This is a genomic window from Mycobacterium lehmannii (assembly GCF_001499925.1).
GTDB lineage: Bacteria > Actinomycetota > Actinomycetes > Mycobacteriales > Mycobacteriaceae > Mycobacterium > Mycobacterium lehmannii.
In genome coordinates this window covers 375,193-401,245 of record NZ_LQIR01000012.1, presented here as the reverse complement: position 1 = coordinate 401,245, position 26,053 = coordinate 375,193, and the positions used below count along the sequence as shown (strand labels likewise).

Here is a 26,053-nt window from a genome sequence, read left to right as displayed (position 1 = left end):
GTGCCACAGCCACGGAAGAGGGTGAGATGGACGCGCTCGATGTGTCGCGGTGGCAGTTCGGTATCACGACTGTCTACCACTTCATCTTCGTCCCGCTGACCATCGGGCTGGCGCCGTTGATCGCTGCCATGCAGACCGCGTGGCTGATCACCGGGAACGCATCGTGGTACCGCCTCACCCGCTTCTTCGGCAAGCTGTTCCTGATCAACTTCGCCCTGGGCGTGGCCACCGGCATCGTTCAGGAATTCCAGTTCGGCATGAACTGGAGCGAGTACTCGCGGTTCGTCGGCGACGTTTTCGGCGCACCGCTGGCGATGGAGGGGCTGGCCGCCTTCTTCTTCGAGTCGACGTTCCTGGGCCTGTGGATCTTCGGGCGGACCCGGCTTCCCCGCCTCGTGCACCTGGCCTGCATCTGGGTGGTGGCCATCGCGGTGAACCTGTCGGCGTTCTTCATCATCGCCGCGAACTCATGGATGCAACATCCCGTCGGCGCTCGACTGAACCCGGACACCGGTCGCGCGGAGTTGACCAGCATCGTCGCGCTGTTCACCAACAACACCGCGATCGCCGCGTTCGCGCATGCGGTGTTCGGGGCGTTCCTGACCGCCGGGATGTTCGTCGCAGGCGTGTGCGTGTGGTGGATGATCCGCGCGCGAGACGACAAGTGTTCCGAGGCGCAGACGATGTACCGGCCGGCGGCGCTCATGGGCTGCCTGGTCGTCCTCGCGTCGACGCTCGGCCTCGTCGTCACCGGCGATGTCCAGGGCAAGTTGATGTTCGAACAACAGCCGATGAAGATGGCGTCGGCAGAATCGTTGTGCCACACCGCAACCGATCCCGACTTCTCCATTCTGACCGTCGGCACCCACAACAACTGTGACAGCGTCACGCACCTCATCGAGGTGCCGTACGTGCTGTCGTTTCTGGCCAAAGGCGAATTCGAGGGCGTCCACCTCGAAGGCGTCAAGGACCTTCAGGACCAGTACGTCGAGAAGTTCGGACCGGGCGACTACCGGCCCAACCTGTTCGTCACGTACTGGTCGTTCCGCGCCATGATCGGATTCCTCGCCGTCCCAGTGCTGTTCGCTTTGACCGTGCTGTGGCTGACACGTCGTCGCCGGATTCCGCAGTCGCGCCGGCTGTCCCGCTTCGCCCTGGTGGCGCTACCCGCGCCGTTTCTGGCCAACAGCGCCGGATGGATCTTCACCGAGATGGGCCGTCAACCGTGGGTGGTCGTGCCCAATCCGACCGGGGATCCGATGATTCGGCTGACCGTCGCCGACGGGGTCTCCGGGCATCCGGTCGGCATGGTGGTGCTCTCGCTCGTGGCCTTCACGCTGGTGTACGCGGCGCTGGCGGTCATCTGGTTCTGGCTCATCCGCCGCTACGCGATCGAAGGTCCGCAGGAACACGACTCCGAGCCCGCCGCGCCGCTGCCACCCGGTAGCGACGAGGTCGCGCCGTTGTCGTTTGCGTACTAGGAGGAGTGGTGGCAATGGCGCTTGGCGAACTGTGGTTCGTGGTGATGGGCGGTCTGTTCCTCGGTTTCTTCGTCCTGGAGGGCTTCGATTTCGGCGTCGGCATGCTGATGGGCATGTTCGGCCGCAAGGGCGACGATGACCCCGAACGGTCACGTCGCGCGGTGCTCAACACCATCGGACCCGTCTGGGACGGCAACGAGGTCTGGCTGATCACCGCCGGCGGCGCAATGTTCGCCGCCTTCCCCGACTGGTACGCGACGATGTTCTCAGGTCTGTACCTACCGCTGCTGGCGATCCTGCTGTCGATGATCCTGCGCGTCGTGGCGATCGAATGGCGCGGCAAGATCGACGATCCCGGCTGGCGGCGGTGGGCCGACATCGGGATCGCCGTCGGATCGTGGGTGCCCGCCGTGCTGTGGGGTGTCGCGTTCGCGGCACTGGTGCGCGGGCTTCCCGTCGACGCCGACAAGCAGCTGCGCACCTCGATCGGCGACCTCGTGAACGGCTACACGCTGCTCGGCGGCCTGACCACCGCCGGACTGTTCCTGTTCCACGGCGCGGTGTTCGTGGCGTTGAAAACCGATGGCGCCGTGCGCGAAAACGCACTGCGATTCGCCGGCCGGCTGGCACTGCCGGTGACGGCGGTACTGGCGTCGTTCGGGCTGTGGACGCAGCTGGAGTACGGCAAGAACTGGACATGGCTCGTGCTGGTCGTCGCGGGTATGGCACAGCTGGCGGCGACCCTTCGGGTGTGGCGCGGTACCGAAGAAGGCTGGGCTTTCGCGTACACCACTCTGACTGTCGCAGCGGTCGTGGTCTTGCTGTTCGGCGTGCTCTACCCGAACCTGATGCCGTCGACGATCGATCCCGCCTACAGCCTGACGATCGACAACGCGGCCTCCAGCCCGTACACGTTGACGATCATGAGCTGGGCGGCGCTGATCTTCGCACCGCTTGTCCTGGTGTATCAGGGATGGACGTATTGGGTCTTCCGGCAACGCATCTCGGCCGAGCGGATTCCCGATCCCGCGGGTTTGACGCGGCGGCGGACATGAACCTGTGGCGGACCTCGCCTGCGATGCGTCGCTACCTGGTCGCATCGGTGCTGTGCGGGGTGCTCATCACCGGCGCGACCATTGGTGCGGCCGTCGTGCTCGCCGATGTCGTGGCAGGCGTGATCACCGACCCCACCACGCGCCACCTCCGCCACTGGGCCGGCCCCCTCGCACTTCTGGTGGCGCTGTGGGTGATCCGCACCGTCGCACACTGGCTTCAGAGCAGGCTGGCCTCGGCGGGCGCGACGCAGGTGATCGCCGATCTGTCCGCTCAGGTGCTCCGCGCGGTCACCGCGCTGCCACCGCGACTTCTCGCCGCCGAACGCGACACCGCAGCCGCATTGATCACTCGCGGCCTCGACGGTCTACGACCGTTTCTCACGGCGTACCTGCCGGCGGTGTTCCTCGCTGGGATCCTCACCCCGGCCACGGTGCTGGTGATCGCCGTGGTCGACTGGCGCTCGGCACTCATCGTCCTGATTGCGCTGCCGCTCATTCCGATATTCATGGTGTTGATCGGGCTGCTGACCAAGGAACGCTCGGTGGCCGCATTGTCGGCGATGAGCACCCTGCAGTCGCGGATGCTCGACCTGGTGGCGGGCATACCGACGTTGCGGGCGTTGGGGCGACTCGAAGGCTCTGTCGGGCGCATCACCGAACTGGCTGCAGCGCATCGCCGTTCGACGATGTCCACCCTGCGGATGGCGTTTCTGTCGGCGTTGGTCCTCGAACTGCTGGCCACTTTGGGCGTCGCGCTCGTCGCCGTCGGCATCGGGTTGCGGCTGGTGTTCGGCGAGATGACACTGACCGCGGGCCTCACCGCGCTGCTACTTGCACCGGAGGTGTTCTGGCCGCTTCGGCGCGTCGGCGTGGAGTTTCACGCCGCCCAGGACGGCAAGACAGCGGCCGACGCCGCACTCCGGCTCCTCGACAAGCTGCCGCGCCGATCGGCGGGGACCCGCACCGTCCCGGCGGCCGGGGCCACCATCCACCTCGGAGCCCTGGACGAGGATGTGGAGCCGGGCCGGGTGACGGTGCTGACCGGTCCCAACGGTGTCGGTAAGTCGACGCTGCTTCACACGATCCTCGGCCTGCATCCTGGCGAGGTTTCGATCAGCGGTATCGATGTCGGCGACCTCGACCTGCCGTCATGGTGGCACCAGGTCTCCTGGTTACCGCATCGTCCGGTGCTGGTGCCGGGCAGCGTCCGCGACAACCTCGAGCTGTTCGGGCCCATCGCGAGACTCGAAGAAGCTTGCCGCTCAGCGGGTTTCGACGAAGTTCTCGCAACGCTCCCCCAGGGCCTGGAGACCGTGCTCGGTCGCGACGGTACGGGCCTGTCACTCGGTCAGCGCCAGCGGCTGGGGCTGGCCCGGGCGCTGGGCTCGACCGCGCCGGTGCTGTTGCTCGACGAGCCGACGTCGCATCTCGATGCGGCGATGGAGGCCCGTGCGCTCGACGCGATCGTCGCGCGGGCCCGCGCCGGCGCCACGGTGCTGGTCGTCGGTCACCGGGATGCGGTGCGCGCGATCGGCGACCGGGTGCTCGTCATGAGGGAGTTCGTCGATGCGTGAACTGTTGAGGGCTCGGCTGGGGCGACTGTCGCTCGCGGTGGTGCTCGGTGTCCTGTCGCTCGGCAGCGCGCTGGCGCTGGCCGCAATTTCGGCCTGGTTGATCACGAGGGCGTGGCAGATGCCGCCGGTGCTGCACCTGACGGTCGCCGTCGTCGCGGTGCGCGCGCTCGGCATCTCCCGCGGTGTGCTGGGGTACTGCCAGCGGCTGGCGTCGCACGACACCGCGCTGCGCTGTGCGGCGGACACCCGCGAGGCCCTGTACCGCTGCCTGGCCGAAGCGCCTGCCGACACCGCGATGCGAATGCCCAGCGGTGAACTGGTGGCCCGGATCGGCGCGTCGGTCGACGACCTCGCCGACGTCGTGGTGCGGGCGGTGCTGCCGATCGCGGTGGCCGCCGTACTCGGGCTGGCCGCCGTCGTCGGTATCGGCCTCATCTCCCTCGAGGCGGCCGTCGTCCTGGCGCTGTGTCTCCTGATCGCGGGCGTCGTCGCACCCGCGATGGCCGCCCGCGCCGCCGAGGCGACGGAAGATGCGGCCACGCAGCATCATTCGAGACGTGATGTGGCGGTGATGCACGCCCTCGACCATGCTCTGGAGCTTCGGGTCTGCGGACGCCTCGAGGCGGTCCTCGCCGAAGCCGAGCGTCGCCACCGTAACTGGGGACGAGCCACGGACATGGCGGCGGCACCCGCCGCGGTGGCGGCCGCGGCCTCGACCGCGGCGATCGGCGCCAGCGTATTCGGCGCCGTGATCGCCGCGATCGCGATCGCCGACTCGGTCGCACCGACGACGCTCGCGATCCTGATGCTGTTACCGCTGTCGGCGTTCGAGGCGAGCGCCGCATTGCCCGCGGCCGCCGTGCAGTTGACCAGATCGCGTATCGCGGCGCGCCGCCTCGCCGAGATCACCGAACCGATCGACTCGGCGCGCGAGCGGCCGACCGTTCCCGAGGTCTCTGTGGGGCCCGGCGACCGCCTCGCGATCGTGGGCCCGAGCGGATCGGGCAAGACCACGCTGTTGCTGTCCATGGCCGAGCGCGACCCGGCCGCAGTCTTTCTCGCCGAAGACGCCCACCTGTTCGCCACCACAGTGCGGGACAACATGTTGGTGGCGCGCGGTGATGCCAGCGACGACGAGATTCGAGCCGCGTTGCAGCGGGTGGGTCTGCGCGACTGGCTCGACGCGTTGCCGGACGGGCTGTCCACGGTGCTGATCGGCGGGGCGGCCGCCGTATCCGCCGGGCAGCGTCGGCGGCTGTTGTTGGCGCGCGCTCTTCTCACCACGGCCCCGACGGTGTTGCTCGACGAACCCACCGAGCATCTCGACGCCGCCGCTGCCCACCGGATTCTGGTCGACCTGCTGACTCCGGGTGCGCTGTTTGCTGCCGACCGCGCGGTCGTCGTGGCCACACATCATCTACCCGAGCACCTCGAGTGTCCTACCGTCATCCTCGCTGGTCGCGGAGTAACCTCCTCGGCATGAGCGAGCCGGAAAACCCCGAGACGCCACCGCAAACGCCGCCCCAAACACCACCGCCGCCGTCGCAGTCGCCGCCACCGCCGCCTCCGTCGCAGCCACCTCCGTCACAGCCGCAGTACGGCGCCTATCCGGGCGGTTATCCCCCGCCTCCGCCGCAGGGTTACGGCTATCCACCACCGGCGAGCGCCCCCAAGAACGGCATCGGCATCGCGGCCCTGGTCGTCGCGATCATCGCGCTGCTGTCGGTCTTCGGCGGGATCGTCCTCGGCGTCGTCGCCGTGATTCTCGGCTTCATCGGCTGGGGCCGGGCCAAGCGCGGTGAGGCCACCAACGGCGGTATCGCCATCGCCGGCATCGTGCTCGGGTTCTTGAGCATCATCGAAGCCATCGTCGTCATCTGGCTGGCCGTCTGGGGTTTCAACGAGGTGGGCGGCAGCGACTACATCGACTGCATATCGCGCGCGGGCAACGACCAGGATGCGGTGCAGCAGTGTGCCGAGGAGTTCCAACACCGGGTTGAGGACCAGTTCGACGTGACGATCACGCCGACGCCGTAGTCAGCGGGGCGGGAAATACTTGACGATCCCCTCCTGCACCACGGTGGCGACCGGCTGACCGGACCGATCGAAGAAGTGGCCGGTTCCCAGGCCTCGGGAATCGGCGGCCACGGGTGAGGCCGTCGAGTACAGCAACCATTGGTCGAAGTGCACGGGCCGGTGAAACCACACCGAGTGGTTGGTGGTGACCGCGAAGATCCGGTCGTAACCCCATGACAAGCCGTGCGTGGTGATGATCGAGTCCAGCACGGTGGTGTCCGACGAGTAGACGAGCGCGGCGGCGTGCAGCACCGGATCGTCGGGCATCTGGCCGAGAGCCCTCATCCACACCCGGTTGTGCGCCAGCTTCTCGCCCTTGTCGCGCATCACCCAACTCGGATCGTTGGTGTAGCGCCAGTCGATGGGCCGCAACGCGTTGACGAAATGCGGGACGATCTCCTCGTAGCCGCGCAGCAGGTCGTCCACCGGCGGCACCGACTCCGGGTCGGGCAGGTCAGGAGGCGTGATCGCGTGCTCCAGGCTGCGACCGCCGGCAAGGAAGGACACCATCGCCGTCGTCAGTAGTTGGCCGTCCTGCATGACGTCGACGCGGCGGTTGGCGAAGCGGCGTTCGTCACGGAGCCGCACGACGTGGAACTCGAGATCCTTCTCCGGGTCCCCGCCCGCGATGAAGTGGGCCGACAACGCGCTGGGCGGCGTCGGGTGCGTCAAGCTGCGGCCGGCCGCCACGAACGACTGGGCCATCATCTGCCCGCCGAAGGTCCGCACTGGGTTCTTGCTGGGATGCGAGCCGATGTAGATGTCGTCGGCGATCTGGCGGAGGTCGAGTACCTCGAGCAGTTCGTCGAAATCCGCTGTCACACGTCATCCTCGCCGATTCTGTGCACATGGATCAGGTTGGTGGAGCCTACTGTGCCGGGTGGGATGCCGGCGATGACGACCACCAGGTCCCCTCGCTTGTAGCGACCGAGTTCGAGCAGCGACTTGTCGACCTGGCGGATCATTCCATCGGTGGTCTGGATGTGCGGCACGATGAACGTCTCGGTGCCCCAACTCAGCGCGAGCTGGCTGCGCACCTCCGGCAGCGACGTGAATGCCAGCAGCGGCAACGGCGTGTGCAGCCGTGCGAGCCTGCGCACCGTGTCACCCGACTGCGTGTAGGCGACCAGCGCCTTCGCGTCGAGGCGCTCGCCGATATCGCGAGCGGCATACGAGATGACGCCGCGCTTTGTCCGGGGCACGTGCGTAAGCGGCGGTGCGGCCACGGAGTTCTCCTCGACCGCCTTGATGATGCGCGCCATCGTCTTGACCGTTTCGAGCGGGTACTTACCCACGGAGGTCTCACCGGAAAGCATCACCGCGTCGGTGCCGTCGAGGATCGCGTTCGCGACATCGGACGCCTCGGCTCGGGTGGGCCGCGAGTTCTCGATCATCGACTCCAGCATCTGAGTCGCGACGATGACGGGTTTCGCGTTCTCCCTTGCCATTTGGATTGCGCGCTTCTGCACCAGCGGCACTTCCTCGAGCGGCAACTCCACGCCGAGGTCACCGCGGGCGACCATGATCGCGTCGAATGCCAGTACCACGGCCTCGAGATTGTCGATGGCTTCTGGCTTCTCGAGCTTGGCGATGACGGGCACTCGGCGACCGACCCGGTCCATCACCTCGTGCACGAGTTCGATGTCGGCAGGCGAACGGACGAAGGACAACGCGACGAAGTCGACGCCGAGGCGCAGGGCGAACTCGAGGTCGTCGATGTCCTTTTCCGACAGCGCCGGCGCCGAGACGTTCATCCCGGGTAGCGACATGCCCTTGTTGTTGCTGACCGGACCGCCCTCGGTGACGGTGCAGACGAGGTCGTTGCCCTCGATGCTCTCGACGACGAGGCCGACGTTGCCGTCGTCGACCAGGACCCGGTCACCCGGTGTGGCGTCCTCGGCCAGGCGCTTGTAGGTGGTCGACACGCGGTCGGACGTTCCCTCGACGTCGTCGACGGTGATGCGCACCGTCTCGCCGGCGGCCCAGAAGGTGGGGCCGTCCTTGAATCGGCCGAGCCGGATCTTGGGGCCCTGCAGGTCGGCGAGAATGCCGACCGCGCGGCCGGTGGCGTCGGATGCGGACCGGACCCGCTTGTAGTTGGCTTCGTGGTCGGGATAGTCGCCGTGGCTGAAGTTGAGCCGCGCGACGTCCATTCCCGCTGTGACCAGGGCACGGACGGCGTCATCGGTCGCGGTGGCCGGACCGAGGGTGCAGACGATCTTTCCGCGTCTATTCACGACACTCGAGCATAGTCGTTATCGATTCAGACGACGGCCAGCGGAAGAGAGCCTGGGATCACCGGGGCAGGCAGATCCGACTCCCCCATCAGGAACGTGTCGACCGCGTGCGCGGCGCTGCGGCCCTCGGCGATCGCCCAGACGATCAGCGAGGCGCCGCGGTGGGCGTCGCCGCAGACGAACACGCCGGCTGCGTCGGTCTGCCAGTCCGATCCGCACGGCAGCGCGCCGCGCCGATTCGGTGTCAGGCCCAGTTCGTCGAGGAGCGGCATGTGTTCGACGCCGTCGAAACCGATCGCCAACAACGCCAGCTCGCAGGGGATTTCCATCGGTTCGCCGACCGGGGTGATGACGCGACGGCCGTCTGGGTCACGTTCGACCTTGACCTCGGCGATCTCCAGTGCGCGGAGGTTCCCGCTGTCGTCGCCGACGAATCGCTGGACGGCGACCTCGTAGCGCCGGTGGCCACCCTCGGCGTGGGCCGGTGAGAGCCGGGTCCGCAATACGAGCGGCCAGGTGGGCCATGGTGTGCGCGAGTCGTCGCGGGTTTCGGGCGGTTCGGGGTTGTAGTCGAGCTGGGTCACCGACAGCGCGCCCTGCCGATGCGCGGTGCCGAGGCAGTCGGCGCCGGTATCACCGCCTCCGATGATCACGACGTGCTTGCCGTTGGCGCTGATCGTGCTGGGCCCGTCGCCCTCGCATTCTTTGTTCGCGGGCACGAGGTGCTCCATCGCCAGGTGGACACCTTTGAGATCGCGCCCCTCGACCACGTAGTCACGCGCACGCAGTGCACCGACGGCGAGCACGACGGCGTCGTACTGCGCGCGGAGCTGCTCGACGGAGACGTCCACGCCGACCTCGGTCTCGGTGACGAATCGCGTTCCCTCCGCCCGCATCTGAGCCAGTCGCTGATCCAGCGTCGCCTTTTGGAGCTTGTATTCGGGGATGCCGTAGCGCATCAGCCCACCGATGCGGTCGTCCCGTTCGTAGACCGTCACCTCGTGGCCGGCACGGGTGAGCTGTTGTGCCGCAGCCAGTCCCGCCGGACCGGAGCCGACGATCGCGACGCGCTTACCGGAGGCGATCGCGGCCGGTTGCGGTTGCACCGCGCCCGAGTGCCATGCGCGGTCGGCGATGGTCTGCTCGATGCGCTTGATCGTGACGCTGCCGCCGGTCTGCTCCTCAGAGATCGACAGCACGCACGCCGCCTCGCACGGTGCCGGGCACAACCGGCCGGTGAACTCAGGGAAGTTGTTGGTGGCGTGCAGGCGGTCACTGGCCGCGTCCCATCTGCCGCGGCGCACAAGATCGTTCCACTCCGGGATCAGGTTGCCCAGTGGACATCCCGCGGTTCCGGAGTGGCAGAACGGAATTCCGCAGTCCATACACCGTCGGGCCTGCTGGGACACCTCGGCGGCGCGCCGGTTCGGGTCCTGCTGCTCGTAGACCTCGCGCCAGTCCCCGACGCGTTCATCGACAGGGCGTTTGGCCGCCTCGACCTTCGGAATCTTGAGAAATCCGGTGGGATCAGCCACGGCTGGCCTCCATGATCGCGGTGTCGACGTCGCGCCCCTCGCGTTTGGCGGTGAGAGTGGCCTGCAGGACGCGCTGGTAGTCGCGGGGCATGATTTTGGTGAACTGGCTACTGCGCCTTGGCCAGTCCGACAGCAGCGAGGCCGCCAGGCTGCTGCCCGTGTACTGGGCGTGCCGGGAGATCACCTCCCGCAGCCAGGCGAGATCTTCCGGGTCGAGGCACTGCAGCTCCACCATCTCCGTGTTGACCCGCCTCGGGTCCAGGCCGAGGACGAAGGCGATGCCACCGGACATGCCCGCGGCCATGTTCCGGCCGGTCTTGCCGAGCACCACGACCCGGCCGCCGGTCATGTACTCGCACGCGTGGTCGCCGACGCCTTCGACGACCGTCAGCGCACCCGAGTTTCGGGCCGCGAAGCGTTCGCCGGCGCGGCCGCGCAGGTACACCTCTCCCGACGTCGCGCCGAACAGCAGCGTGTTGCCGGCGATCACGTTGTCCTCGGCCAGGAACAGCACGTCCTCGGGCGGCCGCACCACGATCCGGCCGCCGGACAGGCCTTTTCCGACGTAGTCGTTGGCGTCGCCGACGAGTTCCAGGGTGATGCCGGGCGGCAGGAACGCACCGAGCGACTGGCCCGCCGAGCCGGTCAGGGTGATGTGAATGGTGCCGTCGGGCAGGCCCTGCGCGCCAAAGCGCCGGGTCACCTCGGAGCCCAGCAGCGTGCCGACGGTGCGGTTGACGTTGCGGATGGGCAGTTCGAGCCGGACGGTATGGGCGTCCTCGAGCGCGCCCTCGGCGAGCTGGATCAGCGTCTGATCGAGCGCCTGGTCCAGTGCGTGGTATTGGTCGCGGACCTTGCGGCGAGGCGCGGGTTGGCCCGTGTGCCCGTCGGCGGGCGCGGCGAAGATCGGTGACAGGTCCAGGCCCTGGGTCTTCCAATGCTGGACGCCCTCGTCGGTGTCGAGCAGCTCCGCGTGTCCGATCGCCTCGTCGAGGGTCCGGAAACCCAGCTCCGCCAGATACTTACGGATGTCTTCGGCGATGAAGCGGAAGAAGTTCTCGACGAACTCGGGCTTGCCGGTGAACCGGGCGCGCAGTTCGGGATTCTGTGTGGCGACGCCGACCGGGCAGGTGTCGAGGTGGCAGACCCGCATCATGATGCAACCCGACACGATGAGCGGGGCGGTGGCGAAGCCGTACTCCTCGGCGCCGAGCAGCGCGGCGACGATGACATCGCGCGCAGTGCGCATTCCCCCGTCGCACTGAACGGTGATCCGGTCGCGTAACCCGTTGAGCATCAACGTCTGCTGAGTCTCGGCGAGCCCGATCTCCCACGGCACGCCGGCGTGCTTGAGGCTCGTCAGGGGCGCGGCTCCGGTGCCGCCGTCGTAACCCGAGATCAGCACGACGTCGGCGTGGGCCTTGGACACGCCTGCGGCGACGGTTCCGACGCCGACGCTGCTGACGAGCTTGACGTGGATGCGCGCCTGGTCGTTCGCGTTCTTGAGGTCGTGGATCAGCTGCGCGAGATCCTCGATGGAGTAGATGTCGTGATGCGGCGGCGGCGAGATGAGGCCGACCCCTGGGGTGGAGTGTCGCGTCTTGGCGATGTTGGGATAGACCTTGAAGCCCGGGAGTTGACCCCCTTCACCGGGTTTCGCCCCTTGGGCCATCTTGATCTGGATGTCCGTCGCGTTCACCAGGTAGTCGCTGGTGACGCCGAAGCGGCCGGAGGCGACCTGCTTGACGGCGCTGCGGCGCTGGGGGTCGTAGAGCCGATCGGTGTCCTCGCCGCCCTCACCGGAGTTCGAACGGCCGCCGAGGTTGTTCATCGCGATCGCCATCGTTTCGTGGGCCTCGGCCGAGATGGACCCGTAGCTCATGGCGCCGGTGTTGAACCGCTTGACGATCTCCTCGACGGGTTCCACCTCGTCGAGCGGCACCGGCGGCCTGACCCTCTTGAACTCGAAAAGGCCCCGCAGTGTTCCGCCTTCGCGGCTGAGGCGGTTCACCTCGTCGGAATACTGCTGGAAGATGTCGTGGCGCCCGGTGCGCGTCGAATGCTGCAGCAGGAAAACGACTTCGGGGGTGAACAGGTGCAGTTCGCCTTCTCGGCGGAACGCGTAGTCGCCGCCGACCTCGAGGCGTCGGTGGACACGCTCGGTCGGGTTCTCCGGGTAGGCCCGGCGGTGGCGTTGTTTGACTTCTTCGGCGATCACGTCGAGGCCGACACCGCCGAGCTGGCTTGGGGTGCCGGTGAAGTACTCGTCGATGACGTCCTTGTCGATGCCGACCGCCTCGAAGGCCTGCGCGGCCGTGTAGGAGGCGACGGTCGAGATGCCCATCTTGCTCATCACCTTCATGACACCTTTGCCGAGGGCCTTGCAGTAGTTGCGTACTGCGGCGGCGGGTTCGATGCCGGTCAGTTCCCCTTCGCGGACGAGGTCTTCGATCGACTCGAAGGCAAGGTACGGGTTGACCGCTGCGGCACCGAAGCCGATGAGCATCGCGATGTGGTGCACCTCGCGGGCGTCACCGCTCTCGACCACCAGCGCGACGGTGGTGCGCTCCTTGGTACGCACGAGGTGGTGGTGCACGGCCGAGACGGCCAGCAGCGACGGAATCGGCGCGCGGGTGTGGTCGGAGTCCCGATCGGAGATAACAAGCGTCCGTGCACCTTTGGCGATCGCCTCGCAGGCCTTCGCGCGGAGGTCTTCGAGAGCGTCGGCAAGCCCTTCCCCGCCGCGCTCGACGTCGTAGAGGGCCTTCAGCACGGTGGTGCGCAGGCCGGGGTGTTCACCGTCGTCGTTGATGTGCACGATCTTGTTGAGCTCGTCGTTGTCGAGAACCGGCCAGCGCAGCACGATCTGGCGACATGAGGCGGCGGACGGTTCGAGCAGGTTCTGCTCGGGACCCATGATGCGGGCCATTGATGTGACGATCTCTTCGCGGATGGCGTCCAGCGGCGGGTTGGTGACCTGTGCGAAGAGTTCGACGAAATAGTCGTAGAGCAGTCGGGATCGTTGTGAGAGCACTGCGGTTGGAGTGTCGGTGCCCATGGAGCCGAGCGGCTCCGCCCCGGAGGCGGCCATGGGTGTGAGCAGGACGCGCAGGTCCTCTTCTGTGTAGCCGAAGGCGATCTGGCGCTTGACGACGTTGTCGTGGTTGGGCTGAACGCGGGTGCGGTCGGGCAGGGTGGCGATGTCGAGAAGGCCGGCGTGCAACCACTCGCCGTAAGACTCCTGCGCCGACAGGTCCGCCTTGATCTCGTCGTCGGTGACGATGCGCCCAGCGGCGGTGTCGATCAGGAACATCTTGCCCGGTTGCAGGCGACCCTTGGCGACGATCTGCGCTGACGGCACGTCGAGCACGCCGCTCTCGCTGGCGAGGATGACGCGGTCATCGATCGTGCGCCACCACCGGCCGGGGCGTAATCCGTTGCGGTCCAGCACCGCACCGACGAGTGTGCCGTCGGTGAAGGTGACACAGGCGGGACCGTCCCAGGGCTCCATCAAGGATGCGTGGAACTGCCAGAAGGCGCGTTCGGCGTCGTCCATGGTGGTGCTGTTCTCCCAGGCCTCCGGGATCATCATCAGCACGGCGTGGTGCAGGTTGCGGCCACCGAGGTGCAGCAGTTCGAGCACTTCGTCGAAGGAAGCCGAGTCGGAAGCCTCCGGCGTGCAGATCGGGAACAGGCGGGACAGATCGCCGGGGATGTTGGCGCTGGCGAGCATCGCTTCCCGTGCGCGCATGCGGTTGCGGTTGCCGCGGACGGTGTTGATCTCACCGTTGTGGGCGACGTAGCGGAAGGGGTGAGCCAAGGGCCACGACGGGAACGTGTTCGTCGAGAACCGGCTGTGCACGATCGCGATGGCACTGCGGCAACGCTCGTCGTGCAGATCCGAGAAATATTGTGGCAGCTGCTTTGTGGTGAGCATACCCTTGTACGCCATGGTGCGGCTGGACAGCGACGGGAAGTAAACGCCTTCGCGCTCGGCCCGTTTGCGGAGCGGATAGACGCGTCGGTCGAGTTCGACGCCGCCGACCTCGGTGGTCGAGGCGACGAACAGTTGCTCCATGTGCGGCATGCAACCTAGCGCGGTGGCGCCGAGGTTCGCACCGAGGGGGTCAATCGGCAAGAGGCGCCAGCCGAGCACCTTCAGCCCTTCGTCGTCGGCGATGGCTTCGACGCTTTCGCGGGCGGCGGCGCGGGCCGCGGGTTCTTGTGGCATGAAACAGATGCCTGCGGCGAAGGTGTTGCTCCCGTCGAGCGCGGGGGCCGGAAGGTCGAAGTCGACGACCTCGCGCAGCAGCTCGACGGGCAGTTGGATCAGGATGCCCGCACCGTCACCGCTGTTGGACTCGGCGCCGGCGGCGCCGCGGTGGTCGAGATGCTCTAGGGCGGTCAGCCCGTCGGCGACGATGGAGTGCGAGCGTCGGCCCTGGATGTCGACGACCATGGCGACACCGCAGGAATCCGCTTCATTGGCCGGGTCGTAGAGACCTTGAGGTTCGGGAAATGCCGAAAAGAGCATCGAGGGGGCACCTTCGCGGTCCGGAAGTATTCATGTCCGGGACTGCACCGGCCCGCAGCCAATTGTAACAGCGCGGCTATGAGCTCACCCGTCGAGAACCGTGGGGACCAGCGGGAATCCGGAAAGATTGCGTACCACTGTCCAGGTCAGGGCTGAGACGACAATCACGACGATCATCGGGGTGTTCATCAACGGTTTGCTCTGACGCCATCGGACCAGCAGCCACGTCAGCAAAAGGGGAAGGCCGACGAGCAGATAGAGGTTGTCCACCACGGCCGCAGCGAGATCGCCGTGCAGCAGATCGTGCGTCATGCGCAGACCACCACAGGCGGGACAGTCCAGACCGGTGAGTGTCTTGAACGGGCAGGCCGGAAAGATGAAACCCGGGCGATGCGGATCGGCGATGCCGATGTAGGCCAGGGCGCCGGTCAGGACGGCGCCTGCACCGAGTGCGCCGTACAGCCGCTTGCGGCTCGTGCCGACGCTAGGTGCCATCGCGCAGCGGGCGCCCCTGAGGATCGCGGACTTTGTCGGTGAGCAGCATGATGGCGTCGATGATGCCCCAGATAATGGCGCCGATACCGCATGTGATCAGGCCGACGACCAACTGCGCTACACCCAGCCCGGTGTAGCCGAGGTAGATGCGGCCGATGCCGACCAGGCCGAAGAGGCCAAGCAGCTGAAGCAGACCCGCGATGAGTTTGGACTTGTCGGAATAGGGTTCGCCCGTAATAGGGTGACGGCCGTAGGGCGCCAATGGATCGCCGTATGCCGCTGGGTAACCCCCCGGCGGCGGCCCGTACTCGCTGCCTGGCGGGGGCGGATATTGCGGCTGGTAATTCGGCTCTTGCGGGGGCGTGCTGCCATGCTCACTACCACCGAACTGCGGCTCCGTCATGGCACCCAGCATGCCAGACAGGGGTGGTGCCAGTCAGCAAGAATTCCGTGCGCACTGGCCTCACGGCATTGCCCCGACGTTTGCGGACGCTCGACGAAGCCCGCGGTCGTAGCTGACAAGGGTCAAGAGATTGTCGCTCAATCTGATTCGCTGGAGCGACCGCGTAAGGACTTCGCGGGTGCCGATGCCGCGCGTGTCAGAACGGTGGCGGTTGGTAGTTGGCGGCCAGCCAGGCTTGCCGCTGCCGTTCTTCTTCGGCAATCAGCTCGGCGCGCTGGCGACGTTCGGCTTTTATGCGATCGCGACGGTCGTCTTCGCGTGCCTGTTTGCGTCGGGGCATCATCAAGGTTCGAACGGCCGTGTCGGGCGCGGCATCGGCGGGAATCTCAAGCTCGCCCGTCGACTGCCCGAGCGCCGGAAACATGCTTGCGCCATGGGGTTCGCTGCGCCACACGTGTCCCGTGGGCCCGATCAATTCGATTGTGCCGTCGGGGAGTTGTCGATCGGTCCAGCCACCTGGCCCACAGAAGAACGTCTTGATCAGATGGTGAGTTCGGCAGTAGTGCTTGGTGTTCGACGGATGCGTCGGACCCTGGGGCCAAGGAGTGGTGTGGTCGGCGTCGGACTGGTGCACCGGTTTGTCGCAGCCCGGCCATCGGCAGGTCAGATCTCGCCACTGCAGGAAGTCGCGCAGCGCCACGTTGGGCCGGTACCCGCTATCGGCATTGGTGGGCACGGTCAACGGCTTCAATTGCGCGGTCTTGGCCGTCTTACGAATCGACTCGGCGGGCAGCACCCCGAAGCCCTTCAGGTAACCGGGCTTGTCACTGCCTCCCTCGAGGGTGGCCTGCTCGGCAAGCAAGTGGATGATGGCCGTCGTTGCGGCCGCGCGTTCTGTGGCCGCGGGGCAGTCGTCGAGCCCACATTCACAGGGCAGTGTGGATTCCCCGCGAGCCAGCGGTCCACATGCATCGGCGCGGCGCTGCTGCTGGGTTCGGGGATCGTTTTCGCACACCGTGGCGGCCAGGGCATTCAGTCGGTTGTCCAGTGCCGCACCATCGGTCGCCCGCAGATTGCCCCCGATCCAAGCCATCCCCGGACATCCCGGCTCGACGTTGATGTGGCGATTGTCCTCGGCTCGGCGCGGGACCCGCACTGCTTCCGGATCGAAGCGTGCTACGAACATATCCACGCGGTCAATCAGTTTGGGACCAGACAGTTTCATCCACTTCTCGGCCCTGGCAGCCAACGCCTCATCGAGTGCGGGCATGATGTCGGGCTCGACGTTCTCGGTGCGAGACATGATGGTGGCCACCACCCGGTAATCGATCCACCCGCGTCGAAACACTTCTGCTACCCGGGGAAGCCGTTCGCGCAACGTGTTCGCCGCATGTACTTGGCTGAGCGCGCGGGCATGACTGATGTTCTGAACCGGCGATATCTCTGCCGCTACGACGACAGCGACATCGGTTAAGAACATCTTGGCTTCGATATGCTCGGTTACGCGCCGCGCGTAGAGTTCGGCGACGAGTGCCAGTCGGCGCCCCATCGCCGCAGCCTCCTCGCGAGCCTCCTCACCCATAAGGGTGATTAGATCGCCGCTGGAAGCGTCCTCGAACATGAGTTCGACACTACTCGGACCCACCGACAGGACAACACATTCGACGGTCGGGCTGGGAAAACCCTGGGAAAGGTCTAACTTCTCCGGCGGCGGCGCAGCCACTTACGCACTCGTCCGCCGTCCGAGTCCTCGGATTTGCTTGCGAGCTCTTCGGCTGCGGTTTTACCCTCGACGGCGGCCTCGTGCGCCTCAGGAGCGTCGACGAGCGCGTCGCTGGCCTCCTCGCCTTCGACCGCGCCCACACTACTGACGTCATCAGCATTGTTGTCGGGTGATTCTTCGTTTACCGCAACATCTTCCGTCGCTTCCGTGTCGGCCGACTCTTTGGCGTCGGGTTCACCGGTTGCGTCGGTCTCGTCAGCTTCAGCCTCGGCCGCGTCTGCCAACTCGCCCAAAACAGTCTCGGCCTCGACGGCCGACTCGTGTGCCTCAGGAGCGTCTGCGAGTGCGTCGCCGGCTTCCTCACCTTCGACCGCACCGACGCCACTGGTGTCAGCGGGTTCACCGGCATCAGTCGCAGACTCGGCTTCGGCCTCGTCCGCCCCTTCGTCGACTTCGTCGGCGTCAGCCCGGTTTGATGCCTGGTCTTCGGTCTCGTCGACCTCAGCTGCGTCCTCGTCGGCTTCAGCCTTAGCCTCAGCCTCGTCCGCCAGCTCTTCGGCGACTGCCTCACCCTCGACCGCGGACTCCTGCGCCTCGGCGGCGTCTGCGAGCGCGTCGCTTGCCTCCTCGCCCTCAACCGCACCGACACCACCGGCATCGGCGGGTTCACCAGCAACGACGGCTGCGTCGGCGTCAGCCTCGTCGGTCTCGGCTTCGGCCTCGTCCGTCCCTTCGTCGGCTTCGTCAGCTTCAACCTTGTCAGCCGCTTCAGCCTCGGCCTCGTCCGCCAACTCTTCGGCGGCTACCTCACCCTCGACCGCCGACTCGTGGACCTCCGCGGCGTCGACCAGCGCGTCGCTGGCCTCCTCACCCTCGACCGCGCCCACGCCACCGGCGTCACCGGCTTCACCGGCCTCGGCGAACTCCTCCGCCTCGAGAATCTCCTCCGCCGGCGCCTGGTCCACATCCTCAGCCAGCGCCTCGGCCTCAGCGACGGATTCCGCATCGGCGGGCGCATCCGCTACCGCCGCACTGCTTACGTCGGCAGGTCGACTGGACTCCTCCGCGACGTCCTTCCGCCCGCGCTTCGACCAGAACCGCAGCCTGCGCCGCGTTTTCGCCGGTGGCACCACAGTCGTCTGTGCCGCCGCCTCGTCTGCCAGTTCCTCGGCCGCTGCCTCGCCCTCGACCGCAGATTCGTGGACCTCGGCGGCGTCGACCAGCGCGTCGCTGGCCTCCTCACCCTCGACCGCACCGACACCGCCGGTGTCGGTCGCTTCACCGGCCTCGGCGAACTCCTCCGCAGGCGTCTCGTCCACTTCTTCAGCGAGAGCTTCGGCTTCTGCGACCGCCTCGATCTCAGTCTCGGGCTCTTCTGCCGATTCCTCGTCGCCCTCTGCTGCGAACTCCTCGGCCTCTTCCACGTCGTCCGCCGGCACACCTGCCACGTCCGCGCCGAGCTCCTCGGCCGACACGTCCTCGGCCGGGATCTCCTCGCCCTCCGGAACATCTGCAGTGAGCGATTCGGCCTTCACCGCTTCCGAGGTTGCTTTCGATGTCTCGTCTTCGTCGGCGGCCGCAGCCTTGGCAGCTGCCACCACCCCGGTCCGCGAGGCCACAGCGGCCAGTTCCTCGGTCAGCTCCTCGACGGTCGTGCGTTCCGGCTGTGGCTCGCCCCGCAGGCTTGCGGGATCTTCGCGGCCCTTCGGCGCGGCCATGATGTAGACGACTGCACCGATGAACACGAAAGTCGCCGTGAAGGAGTTGATCCGGACGCCCTCGATCAGCGTCGCATCGTCGACCCTCAACAGCTCGATCCAGAAGCGGCCCACGCAATAGCAAGCGACATACAACGCGAACAGGCGGCCGTGCCCGAACTTGAAACGGCGGTCGACGTATATGAGAACCGCGAAAACCAGCAGATTCCAAAGCAGTTCGTAGAGAAAAGTGGGGTGGACGAGGTGGACCACTTCACCGGTCGACACGCCGTTGAGATTGTCGATCATGCCGGATGAATCTCGGCGCTCGTAGATCTTCAACGCCCAGGGCAGCGTCGTTTCGGCGCCCCAGAGCTCCTGGTTGAAGTAGTTGCCGAGGCGGCCGATCCCTTGCGCCAGGATGACTCCCGGCGCAACCGCATCGGCGAACGCCGGCAGCGGAATGCCTCTGCGCCGGCAGGCGATCCACGCGCCGACGGCGCCGAACGCGACAGCTCCCCAGATTCCGAGACCGCCGTCCCAGATTCGGAATACGCCGGCCAGCCCGGCACCGTTGTCCCCGAAGTAGCGCCACCAGTCGGTCGCCACGTGGTAGAGCCGACCGCCGATCAGCCCGAACGGTACGGCCCACAAAGCGATGTCGTAGATGACACCACGCTCCCCGCCGCGTGCTTCCCAGCGCCGGTCACCGATGATCAGCGCCGCCACGATGCCGACGATGATGCAGACCGCGTACGCCCGGATCGGCACGGGGCCGAGCTGCCAGACGCCCTGAGCCGGGCTGGGGATGGCGGCCAAGACAGTCGTCGTCACGCAGTAACCCTTCGCCTGACGCCGTCGGCGAGTTCGGCTGTCAGCGTTCCCACCGCCTCGACGCCGTTCTGCAACGCCGACACCAACGCCGATCCCACGATCACTCCGTCGGCGTAGGCGCCGATCTCGGCTGCCTGGGCCCCCGACCGGACCCCGAGGCCCACGCCCACAGGGATATCCGAGACGGCCTTCACTCGGCGAACCAGTTCGGGCGCGGCCGTCGACACTGCGTCACGCGCACCGGTCACTCCCATCGTCGATGCGGCGTAGACGAATCCGCGTGATGCCTGCACCGTCATCGTCAGCCGTTCTGGTGTGGACGACGGCGCCACCAAGAAGATCCGGTCCAAATCGTAGGTCTCCGAGGCCGCGAGCCATTCGTCGGCTTCGTCGGGAATCAGGTCGGGGGTGATCATTCCGAGTCCGCCTGCCGACGCGAGATCTCGAGCGAATGCATCGATGCCCCACCGCAGCACGAGGTTCCAGTACGTCATCACCACGGCCCTGCCGCCGGCATTGGTGATCGCCTCGACCGCGGCCAGCGAGTCTCGCACCCGCACTCCCCCGCGCAGCGCTGCCTCGGTGGCGGCCGCGATCGTCGGGCCATCCATACCGGGATCGGAGTACGCGATGCCGACCTCCACGAGGTCGCACCCGTTTTCGACCAGTGCCGTCATCGCCGAGATCGAGCCGGGCACATCGGGAAATCCGGTCGGCAGGTAACCGATCAGCGCGCTGCGCGCCTCATTTCGGCACGTGTCGAACAACGGTGCCAGCCGACTCACGGCGCACCGTCCAGCAAGCCGAACCACTTCGCCGCAGTCTCGACGTCCTTGTCGCCACGTCCGGACAGATTCACCAGCACGATTGTTCCGGGCCCGAGCTCTTGCCCCAACTGCAAAGCACCCGCGAGTCCGTGCGCCGACTCGATCGCAGGAATGATCCCCTCCGTGCGGCACAGCAACGAGAACGCGTCCATTGCCTCGGTGTCGGTGATCGGCCGATACTCTGCGCGGCCGATGTCCTTGAGGAAGGCGTGCTCCGGCCCAACCCCTGGATAGTCCAAACCCGCTGAAATGGAATGTGATTCGATGGTCTGACCGTCCTCGTCCTGCAGCAGGTACGAGAACGAGCCTTGGAACGCGCCCGGTGATCCCCCGGTGAAAGTCGCTGCGTGCCGTCCGGTTTCGACGCCGTCACCGGCGGCTTCATAACCCACCAGCCGCACGTTGGGGTCGTCGATGAACGCGTGGAAGATCCCGATCGCGTTCGATCCGCCGCCGACACACGCCGTCACCGCATCGGGCAGCCGGCCCGCCTGAGCCTGGATCTGGGCGCGCGCCTCGAGCCCGATCACCCGCTGAAAGTCGCGCACCATCGTAGGGAACGGATGCGGTCCGGCGGCTGTGCCGAAGCAGTAATAGGTGTTGTCGGCGTTGGTCACCCAGTCGCGGAACGCTTCGTTGATCGCGTCCTTCAGCGTCTTCGAGCCCGCCTCGACCGACACCACCGTCGCACCCAGAAGACGCATCCGCGCGACGTTCAACGCCTGGCGCGCAGTGTCGACGGCACCCATGTAGATGACGCACTCCAGACCGAGCAGCGCGCACGCCGTCGCCGTCGCCACGCCGTGCTGCCCAGCGCCGGTTTCGGCGATCACCCGGTTCTTGCCCATCTGCCTGGCCAACAGGGCCTGGCCGAGGACATTGTTGATTTTGTGGGATCCGGTGTGGTTGAGGTCTTCTCGCTTCAGAAAGATCCGCGCACCGCCGGCGTGCTCGGACAACCGTTCGGCTTCGTACAACGGCGAGGGACGTCCGCTGTAGTGCCGCTGCAGCCGATCCAACTCGTCGAGGAAGGTCTGGTCTCCACGCGCCTTCTCGTAAGCCGTGGTGACCTCTTCGATGACGGCCATCAGCGCCTCGGCGACGAATCTTCCGCCGTAGACGCCGAAGTGGCCACGCTCGTCGGGGTCGTGAGCGGTTGGCTCGGCTACGGCCGCGCTGGAACGGGGCAGCTCAGGCCCGGCGAGATCGGCCACTTCTCAACGCGCTGGTTTCGGGCACGACGGATGGGTGCCTGCGGTGACCAGATCGGCGACGGCGCTGCGGGGGTCACCACTGGTGACCAGGCCCTCGCCGACGAGCACAGCGTCAGCGCCCGCACCGGCGTACGCCAGCAGATCAGCGGTGCCGCGGACCCCGGACTCCGCGACGCGGATGACGTCGGTCGGCAATCCCGGAGCGATCCGCGCGAAGCAATCCCGGTCGACCTTCAACGTCTTGAGATCGCGTGCGTTGACGCCGATTACCGCGGCGCCGGCCGACAGCGCGCGGTCGGCCTCCTCCTCGGTGTGCACCTCGACCAGAGCGGTCATGCCCAGCGATTCCGTGCGCTCCAGCAACGACTCCAGCACCGGCTGCTCCAACGCCGCGACGATGAGCAACAGCATGTCCGCGCCGTGGGCGCGCGCCTCGTGGATCTGGTAGGGCCGAACGATGAAATCCTTGCGCAACACCGGGATTGATACCGCGGCGCGCACCGCGTCCAGGTCCTCGAGCGATCCGTTGAAGCGACGCTGTTCGGTGAGCACGCTGATGATGCGCGCACCACCGCTTTCGTAGGCACTCGCGAGTTCGGCCGGATCCCCGATGGGGGCCAGCTCGCCGCGCGAGGGGCTCGCGCGCTTCACCTCGGCGATCACCGCGATCCCCGGGGCGCGCAGCGCGGCCATCACGTCCAGCGGGGGCGGCGCGTCCTTGGCCTTGGCTTTGATGTCGGCGAGCGGGATGAGCGCCTCGCGGGCGGCGACGTCGGCTCGGACTCCCTCGATGATCGAGTCGAGTACCGTCGCCGAACTCATGAGTGCCGCTTCCCTTCCCCCGGAAACACCGAACGATCTTCAACCACGAAGGGTAGCCGCCACCACAACACCGCCGATCACCGGCCCTTGTTGTCCGGATTCGTCGCATCCCGCGTCGGATCGGAACCCGCATCGAGGGCGTCCCAGATCGCGCGCTCGGACATCTCGCCTGCGGGTTCATCGGGTTGCGGGGCGCGTCGCGAGTACCGGGCCGCGCCGGAGCGCTCACTTGCCGCAGACCGCATCAGCAGCACCGCGCAGGCCAGCGCAACCACCGCGGCGACCACAGTGATCACTGCTCCCGCGTAGTGCCGCTGGGTACCGACCAGGTCCGCAACCGGAGCCTCCGCGATGTGCGAGGCGCGTACCGCTACATCCCGAATGACCCACAGGCTGATGGCCAGATACGCGGTCCCGGCGCTGGCCGCGGCAACGAGCAGAGCCAGCAGCCGCAGCGGCCATCCCCGCACCGCCAAGGCGGCGACCGCGGCGGCCAGCAGGAGCACCGCCAGCGGGATCAGGGCGGTCGACCAGGTGCTGCCGGACAGGGCGACCGTCTTCGGCTCGCCGAGGCCGTCGAACGAGGTCACCTCGACCCAGGTCATCCGCGACGCCACCCACAGCCCTGCCGCCGCGAGCACGAGACCGAGTTGGGCGACCCTGATCATGGCTCGGTCAGCGTCTCAGCGGCGGCGATGGCATTGAGCACAGCGCGGGCCTTGTTCGCCGCCTCGGTGTACTCGTAGGGACCGTTGGAATCCGCGACGACTCCACCGCCCGCCTGCACGTACGCGGTGCCGTCGCGCATCAGGGCGGTGCGGATGGCGATCGCGAAGTCGGCGTTGCCCGCGAAGTCGAGATATCCCAGCACCCCGCCGTACAGGCCACGACGCGTCTTCTCGACCTCCTCGATCAGCTCCATCGCCCGGACCTTCGGAGCGCCCGAAAGCGTGCCTGCCGGGAAACAGGCGGTCACCGCGTCCAGTGCGGTCTTGCCGTCGGCCAGCAAGCCCGTCACCGTCGACACCAGGTGCATGACGTGGCTGTAGCGCTCGATGTGGCTGTAGTCCTCGACGCGTACGGTGCCGGGCCGGCAGACCCGGCCCAGATCGTTGCGGCCCAGATCGACGAGCATCAGATGCTCGGCGCGTTCCTTCTCGTCGGCCTGCAGCTCTTTCTCGAGCAACAGGTCCTCCTCTTCGGTCGCGCCGCGCCAGCGCGTACCAGCGATCGGATGTGTGGTCGCCCGCCCGTCCTTGACCGTCACCAACGCCTCCGGGCTGGAGCCGACGACCGAGAAGTCCGGTCCACCAGTGGCATTCGGCACGTTGAGCAGATACATGTACGGGCTGGGGTTGGTCACCCGCAGCATCCGGTACACGTCAAGCGGATCGGCCTCGGTTTCCATCTCGAACCGTTGCGACGGCACGACCTGAAACGCCTCGCCGGCCTCGATGTCGCGCACCAGCTTCTCGACGATGGCCTCGTACTCCTCGAGCGTGCGCTGAGCGCGGTGCAACGGCTCGGGGCGGCTGAACGTCGCGACCGCCGACGGCAGGTGCTCACCGAGCGCGGCGGTCATCACGTCGAGGCGGGCCACCGCGTCGTCGTAGGCCCAGTCCACCCGCTCGTCTGTGCCGTTCCAGTTGACCGCGTTGGCGATCAGCGTGATCGTGCCCTCGTGGTGGTCGACCGCCGCGATGTCGGTGGCCAACAGCAGCAGCATGTCCGGAAGGCCGAGATCGTCGACGGCCAGCGAGGGAAGCTTCTCCAGGCGCCGGACCATGTCGTAGGCGAAGAAGCCGACGAGCCCGCTCGACAGCGGCGGCAAGCCCGGCACCGGCTCGGTCTTGAGGAGCTCCAGCGTCGCGCGCAGCGCCTGCAGCGGGTCACCGCCCTGCGGCGCGTCCTGTGGCGTCGCGCCCAACCACACGGCCTCACCGTCACGAACGGTGAGCGCCGACGGCGCACCGGCCCCGATGAACGACCAGCGCGACCACGAACGGCCGTTCTCCGCCGATTCCAGCAGGAACGTTCCCGGCCGGTTGGCGGCCAGTTTGCGGTACGCCGACAGCGGGGTCTCGCTGTCGGCGAGGACCTTGCGGGTCACCGGCACCACGCGATGCTCAGCGGCCAGCGCGCGGAAGTCCTCCCGCGAGGTGGTGATCGCGAGGTCGGCCGTGGTCTGCACGGGTCAAGTGTCCCAGACGCACCCCAGTACCGACGACGACGCGGGCGTGAGCGGGCGGGTCAGCATGATCGGCGACTGCGCCATGAACCGCGGTGTCTTGCCGCGATGCTCGTCGGCGGCGTGCACGGTGAACGGGTGCAGCACGTACATGTCGCCGGGCTCACCTGTGGCGTACGCCACGGGACGGGCTGTGCTCGCGTCGTCGACGAGCCGGCCCATCTCGGCGAGTGCGACGGGTTCGGCACCGAGCACCTGGGCCACGTCGCGGTGCGAGCCCGCCCTGATCCGCGTCGGAGCGTCATCCGGGCCCACATCAGACAGCACGGTGAGCAACAGCACGGTATGCGGTCGTCCCGTGACCACCCATGCCCCGTCGGCCTGCGGCGTGTTCGCGTCGATGTGCCATCCGCGGTCGTCGTCGGCCGGAGATACCGGGAAACGCACGGGGATGTTGCCCAGCGCGCCGCGCGGCGACCAACCCCCGGGACCGCAGATGCGGTCCAACGCCGCAGCCAGTTTCGGGCTTCGCACCAGTTCGCCGAACGGACCCGCGCCCGTCATGTCGCTGGCCCAGTAGACGGGCTTGAGCCATTTCTCGGGCTCGTCCGGCGACAAACCGAGTTGCTGCCACAGCGCCGTTCGCGCCGCATCGGCGACGCCGCGCGGAGCGGCCCTGTCGATCTTCAGATAGCCGTCGGTACAGAAGGCGTCGAGATCCACCATCGAGGTGAGGTTCTCACGGTTTCCGCGCCCCGCACCAACGATTTTCGGTGGCCGAAACAGACGCAATGGTCGATCCGACTGCCCGAAACCAGCCAAAACGTCGGTCTGGTGGTCGCGCGGCGCGGTCGCGCGATCACTCGCGGCGTAGCGTGACCACCATGAAAAAGGGTGACCGAGTTGCCGAGTTCGAATTGCCGGACCAGACGGGCACAGTGCGAAGCCTCAGCGAGTTGCTCGCCGACGGCCCGATCGTGTTGTTCTTCTATCCCGCCGCGATGACTCCGGGATGCACCAAGGAGGCCTGCCACTTCCGCGATCTGGCCGCGGAGTTCGCCGCCGTCGGTGCCAAGCGCGTCGGAATCAGCACCGACGCGGTCGACAAGCAGGCGAGGTTCGCCGACAAGGAGCGGTTCGACTACCCGCTGCTGTCGGATGCCGACGGCGCCGTCGCAACGCAATTCGGCGTGAAGCGGGGTCTGCTCGGCAAGTTCATGCCTGTCAAGCGGACCACCTTCGTGATCGACACCGACCGCACGACCCTGGCCGTGATCGCATCGGAGATCAGCATGGACAGCCACGCCGACAAGGCTCTCGAGGTGCTGCGCCAGCGCCAGTCGGCATGACACCGGTGG

General features: G+C 67.2%; 20 protein-coding genes. 6 read left to right on the top strand and 14 right to left on the bottom strand.

Translation table 11 applies throughout. The features are described from left to right. Positions 1–26 precede the first annotated feature (26 nt). Genes AU192_RS09895 through AU192_RS09875 form a run of 5 tightly spaced genes read left to right on the top strand, consistent with a single transcriptional unit; the run spans position 27 to position 6,147 of the window. Positions 27–1,481, top strand: coding sequence for a cytochrome ubiquinol oxidase subunit I (locus AU192_RS09895; RefSeq protein ID WP_064395584.1), 1,455 nt, complete (start codon positions 27–29; stop codon positions 1,479–1,481). Positions 1,482–1,495: 14 nt separating this feature from the next. Next, a complete protein-coding gene (gene cydB, locus AU192_RS09890) occupies positions 1,496–2,536 on the top strand; it encodes a cytochrome d ubiquinol oxidase subunit II (protein ID WP_064395583.1) in 1,041 nt (346 codons plus the stop codon). A gap of 23 nt (positions 2,537–2,559) precedes the next feature. Further along, positions 2,560–4,110: a thiol reductant ABC exporter subunit CydD gene (gene cydD, locus AU192_RS09885; protein ID WP_207544922.1), complete on the top strand. Its 1,551-nt coding sequence runs from the start codon at positions 2,560–2,562 to the stop codon at positions 4,108–4,110. Beyond that, complete coding sequence (locus AU192_RS09880) at positions 4,103–5,593, top strand: ATP-binding cassette domain-containing protein (RefSeq protein WP_064395581.1); 1,491 nt, start codon at positions 4,103–4,105, stop codon at positions 5,591–5,593. The genes cydD and AU192_RS09880 overlap by 8 nt, the downstream gene beginning before the upstream one ends. Next, positions 5,590–6,147: a DUF4190 domain-containing protein gene (locus AU192_RS09875; RefSeq protein ID WP_064395580.1), complete on the top strand. Its 558-nt coding sequence runs from the start codon at positions 5,590–5,592 to the stop codon at positions 6,145–6,147. The genes AU192_RS09880 and AU192_RS09875 overlap by 4 nt, the downstream gene beginning before the upstream one ends. Here AU192_RS09875 and AU192_RS09870 read toward each other — a convergent pair whose 3' ends face one another. The 14 genes from AU192_RS09870 to AU192_RS09805 form a co-directional block, all read right to left on the bottom strand. Then, positions 6,148–7,008 (bottom strand): acyl-CoA thioesterase II, encoded by an 861-nt coding sequence (locus AU192_RS09870; protein ID WP_064395579.1) that lies wholly within the window; start codon positions 7,006–7,008, stop codon positions 6,148–6,150. Continuing rightward, positions 7,005–8,423, bottom strand: a complete 1,419-nt coding sequence (gene pyk, locus AU192_RS09865) for a pyruvate kinase (protein WP_064395578.1) — start codon at positions 8,421–8,423, stop codon at positions 7,005–7,007. Before pyk ends, AU192_RS09870 begins: the two co-directional genes overlap by 4 nt. A gap of 26 nt (positions 8,424–8,449) precedes the next feature. Continuing rightward, entirely contained in the window at positions 8,450–9,958 is a 1,509-nt protein-coding gene (locus AU192_RS09860; RefSeq protein WP_064395577.1) for a glutamate synthase subunit beta, read from the bottom strand. After that, positions 9,951–14,492, bottom strand: a complete 4,542-nt coding sequence (gltB, locus tag AU192_RS09855) for a glutamate synthase large subunit (protein WP_064395576.1) — start codon at positions 14,490–14,492, stop codon at positions 9,951–9,953. Before gltB ends, AU192_RS09860 begins: the two co-directional genes overlap by 8 nt. 84 nt (positions 14,493–14,576) lie before the next feature. Then, positions 14,577–14,987, bottom strand: coding sequence for a DUF2752 domain-containing protein (locus AU192_RS09850; RefSeq protein WP_064395575.1), 411 nt, complete (start codon positions 14,985–14,987; stop codon positions 14,577–14,579). Continuing rightward, positions 14,977–15,390: an NINE protein gene (locus tag AU192_RS09845; RefSeq protein WP_064395648.1), complete on the bottom strand. Its 414-nt coding sequence runs from the start codon at positions 15,388–15,390 to the stop codon at positions 14,977–14,979. The genes AU192_RS09850 and AU192_RS09845 overlap by 11 nt, the downstream gene beginning before the upstream one ends. A 196-nt stretch (positions 15,391–15,586) precedes the next feature. Next, a complete protein-coding gene (locus AU192_RS09840) occupies positions 15,587–17,011 on the bottom strand; it encodes an HNH endonuclease signature motif containing protein (protein WP_064395574.1) in 1,425 nt (474 codons plus the stop codon). Positions 17,012–17,085: 74 nt separating this feature from the next. Next, positions 17,086–19,644: a prolipoprotein diacylglyceryl transferase gene (gene lgt / locus AU192_RS09835; RefSeq protein WP_064395573.1), complete on the bottom strand. Its 2,559-nt coding sequence runs from the start codon at positions 19,642–19,644 to the stop codon at positions 17,086–17,088. Beyond that, entirely contained in the window at positions 19,641–20,429 is a 789-nt protein-coding gene (trpA, locus tag AU192_RS09830; RefSeq protein ID WP_064395572.1) for a tryptophan synthase subunit alpha, read from the bottom strand. The genes lgt and trpA overlap by 4 nt, the downstream gene beginning before the upstream one ends. Next, on the bottom strand, positions 20,426–21,685 hold the full coding sequence (trpB, locus tag AU192_RS09825) for a tryptophan synthase subunit beta (RefSeq protein ID WP_064395571.1): 1,260 nt from the start codon (positions 21,683–21,685) through the stop codon (positions 20,426–20,428). The genes trpA and trpB overlap by 4 nt, the downstream gene beginning before the upstream one ends. 3 nt (positions 21,686–21,688) lie before the next feature. Beyond that, on the bottom strand, positions 21,689–22,507 hold the full coding sequence (gene trpC, locus AU192_RS09820) for an indole-3-glycerol phosphate synthase TrpC (protein WP_064395570.1): 819 nt from the start codon (positions 22,505–22,507) through the stop codon (positions 21,689–21,691). 77 nt (positions 22,508–22,584) lie between these two features. Then, complete coding sequence (locus tag AU192_RS09815) at positions 22,585–23,175, bottom strand: TIGR02234 family membrane protein (RefSeq protein ID WP_064395569.1); 591 nt, start codon at positions 23,173–23,175, stop codon at positions 22,585–22,587. Then, positions 23,172–24,698 (bottom strand): anthranilate synthase component I, encoded by a 1,527-nt coding sequence (locus AU192_RS09810; RefSeq protein WP_064395568.1) that lies wholly within the window; start codon positions 24,696–24,698, stop codon positions 23,172–23,174. Before AU192_RS09810 ends, AU192_RS09815 begins: the two co-directional genes overlap by 4 nt. Positions 24,699–24,701: 3 nt before the next feature. Continuing rightward, entirely contained in the window at positions 24,702–25,421 is a 720-nt protein-coding gene (locus AU192_RS09805) for a phytanoyl-CoA dioxygenase family protein (RefSeq protein ID WP_064395567.1), read from the bottom strand. A gap of 158 nt (positions 25,422–25,579) precedes the next feature. On the opposite strand from AU192_RS09805, the gene AU192_RS09800 reads away from it, so the two are divergent. After that, the gene (locus AU192_RS09800; RefSeq protein ID WP_064395647.1) at positions 25,580–26,044 is read left to right on the top strand and encodes a peroxiredoxin; all 465 of its coding nucleotides are present in this window, start codon (positions 25,580–25,582) and stop codon (positions 26,042–26,044) included. Positions 26,045–26,053 lie beyond the last annotated feature (9 nt).